Origin of the sequence: Halomonas sp. 3D7M (genome assembly GCF_014897885.1) — a bacterium.
GTDB lineage: Bacteria > Pseudomonadota > Gammaproteobacteria > Pseudomonadales > Halomonadaceae > Vreelandella.
In genome coordinates this window covers 1-3,341 of sequence record NZ_JABUZF010000085.1, presented here as the reverse complement: position 1 = coordinate 3,341, position 3,341 = coordinate 1, and the positions used below count along the sequence as shown (strand labels likewise).

General features: G+C 42.2%; 2 protein-coding genes. One reads left to right on the top strand and one right to left on the bottom strand.

Annotated features, from left to right (window positions below):
- Positions 1-38 precede the first annotated feature (38 nt).
- A complete protein-coding gene (locus tag INT22_RS03245) occupies positions 39-2,876 on the top strand; it encodes a bifunctional diguanylate cyclase/phosphodiesterase (protein WP_226912368.1) in 2,838 nt (945 codons plus the stop codon).
- Positions 2,877-3,034: 158 nt separating this feature from the next.
- Here the strand turns inward: INT22_RS03245 and INT22_RS03240 are convergent.
- On the bottom strand, positions 3,035-3,341 hold a 307-nt coding region (locus INT22_RS03240; protein ID WP_193067684.1), incomplete at its 5' end, for a hypothetical protein.

Sequence of the window (3,341 nt, the reverse complement as noted above, 5' to 3'; positions counted from 1 at the left end):
CATAACTTATGCGGATTCACTTACGTGAGTTAGCTGACATGGTTGAGCATGAGATTGCCAGACTAGATCAGGAAACGCTCCAACAAAAACTGTCAGCTGGCATGACAAGAACGGCAACAATAATGGCAACATTGCCAGATATGGTTTTTGTCATTGACCGAAACTTTCGTTTTTCAGTGTGTAACGACCATCCTGATTTGCTTAAGCCTCAACATGAAATTTTAGGGCAGAAAATCCTTGATGTATTGCCTAATGAATTAGGTCATCAACTGATGGATAATGTTAAACAGGCTTTTGAGAACGGCAATGTCATTCACCACAACTACACCTTTGCAAAATTGAATAAATCCTTTGAGGCGCGATACAAGAAAATTGATGAAAATGAAGTTCTGATTATTATTCGCAATACTACTGAGCAAACCGCTGCACACTCTGCCATCAGGCGTCTTTCGGAAGTTGCCAGGCAAACAACGAATGGCGTAGTGATAACCGATATACGTGGTTTTGTTGTCTGGATAAATGAGGCGTTTACTAGCATCACTGGTTATAGCATCGAAGATATGCTGGGTAAAAAGCCAGGCGAACTATTGCAGGGAGCCGACACTGATCCTGCAACTATTGTTAGGATGAGAGCGGCCCTGGCTTTACAGCAGAGTTTCAATGTTGACGTACTCAATTACTCAAAAGAGCAGCAATCATATTGGGTGAGAATAGCCTGTAATCCATTGCTAAACGAAGAAGGCGAGCTTAGTGGCTATATTGCAATCCAGACCGATATCACGAAAGAGAAGCGGTATGAAGAGCTCATTCACAATAGTGAGAATTTACTCAAAGCGGTGATTGATGCCAATACTATTGGCACATGGCGTCTTAATTTACAAAATGGCGAGTTAGTAATTAATGATAAATGGGCATCATTGTTGGGCTACGAACTTTCCGAACTGCTGCCAACTTGCAGAAACACCTGGGACCGACTGACCCATCCCGATGATTTAGCCTATTGTGCTGTACAAATCGAAAAACACGCAGCCGGTCTTATTCCCATATACGAAGCCAATATTCGAATGAAACATAAAAACGGCGAATGGATTTGGATTAATACCAGGGGGCGAGTGTCCACAAGAACAAATGATGGTAATGCTGAGTGGTTACTGGGTACGCACTTTGATATTAATGACCAGATACAGGCCGAAAGCTCACTCAACGAAAAATCAAAGCAGATGGAAGCTGTTGTCGAGAGCTTACTTGATGGCATTATTACCATTGATAGCAAGGGTAAGGTACTTAAATTTAATCAGGCTGCAAATGAAATTTTTGGTTATTCTGATGAAGAAATTATAGGCAGAAATATCAGTATGCTTATGGGCTCACCGCATCGTGAACATCACGATAGTTACTTATCAAATTATATTAACCGGGGTATCAGTGACATTACCGGTCGTATTCGTGAACTTGATGCATTGCACAAAAATGGTACAACATTTCCTATTGAGCTGGGTGTTGTTGAAGTAAAAATGGCTGGTGAAACTAATTTCATTGGAATCGTGCGGGACATCACTCAGCGCAAAAGTCGTGAGCAAGAAATACATCAGTTAGCATTTTATGACTCACTCACATTACTACCAAATCGTCGGTTGTTATTGGATAGATTACAAGGCGCCATAACACATTGCTCACGCGCCAACAATTTTGCGGCTTTAATGTTTCTTGATTTAGATAATTTTAAAAATCTTAACGACAGTGCTGGTCACAATAAAGGCGATTTATTGTTATGCCAGGTCGCCGCACGTTTGGTTCAATCGGTTAGGCAGGGTGATACGGTGTCACGGTTAGGGGGGGATGAGTTTGTTGTCGTAGTATCAGACTTAAGTGATGATAAAGAAACGGCTGCTAATCAGGCTGAATCACTTGCGCAAAAAATCATGGCTCACTTAACGCAAGAATATGACTTGGAGGGTTTAACGTACAATAGCTCCGCAAGCATCGGGGTAACAATGTTTAATAGCACAAGCGTCTCAAAAGAGGACTTATTAAAACAAGCCGACATGGCAATGTATAAGGCTAAAGAGGCTGGTCGCAATGGCGTGCAGTTTTTTGATCCCAAGATGCAGGTTGCAGTTAGCTCAAGAGCGACCTTGATCCACGACTTATATAACGCAATACAGCAAAGACAATTTACTCTTTTCTATCAAAAGCAGATTGACCAACATGGACAGGTTATCGGTGTTGAGGCCCTCTTACGCTGGTTTCATCCAGAAAAAGGGATGATTTCACCGGCGCAGTTTATTCCACTAACGGAAGAAACGGGTCTTATTGTGCCTATTGGGGATTGGGTTTTACAACAGGCGTGTGAAACCTTAGTCGATTGGGCTTCTAAGCCTGCTATGAAGAACCTGAGCGTTGCGGTTAATATTAGCGTAGTTCAATTTAGCAAAGATGATTTTGTTCAGAAAGTAATCAACTCATTGAAAAATTCAGGCGCTAATCCTCAACTGCTAAAGTTAGAAATAACAGAATCACTCTTGGCTAATAATATTCCAGATGTAAAAGCTAAGATGCGAGAATTGCAGCAATGCGGTGTTACGTTTTCTATTGATGATTTTGGTACTGGTTATTCATCTTTATCATATTTGAAACAGTTACCTATAAACCAGTTAAAAATAGATCAGAGTTTTGTTCGGGACATCATTAACAGTAGTAATGACAAGGCGATTGCTCAGGCTATTATAACTTTAGCTAGTTCAATGGATCTGCAAGTAATCGCTGAAGGCGTCGAGACAGAGGATCAGCGAGCATTGTTAAAGAGCATGGGCTGCAATACTTATCAGGGATACCTTTTTGGAAAGCCATGCAGACTTGAAGAGCTAAAATTATAAGTGTGTTACATCAATGCAATTGTGTGACGATGATTAGCGTTTTACGCCCCGCTTTTATGAATAATATAAGAAAGTAATTATTAACGTCTGCTTTCAGAGTACTGCTGATTTTTGGTAGATATGAGCCGAAAGCCCGCTTTTCGCTCAAAGCGGTCCAATCATAAATTTGGCTCGTTAAAATTAGCGTAAGCGTTCATTCCAAGACGTAGTTGACCTACTTCACGTCCCGGAGAGGTCTCAAGTAACTCCGGCGAGACCTTGTACTGCTTCCTGCCATCCTCATCCAACACGATCACGCTCTTGCGGTTGATCTTGGTGACAATCCCCAGCACGGGGCCTTCCCGGCTCTCGAAGGTCACTTTCAGGCCCACCCGCAACTGGCTCAGCGCCTGGAGGTTCTCCCGGTCACGCAGTTCATCAATTCGCCGGCAGATGTATTGATTCAGTTCCAGCAACTGGTCGATG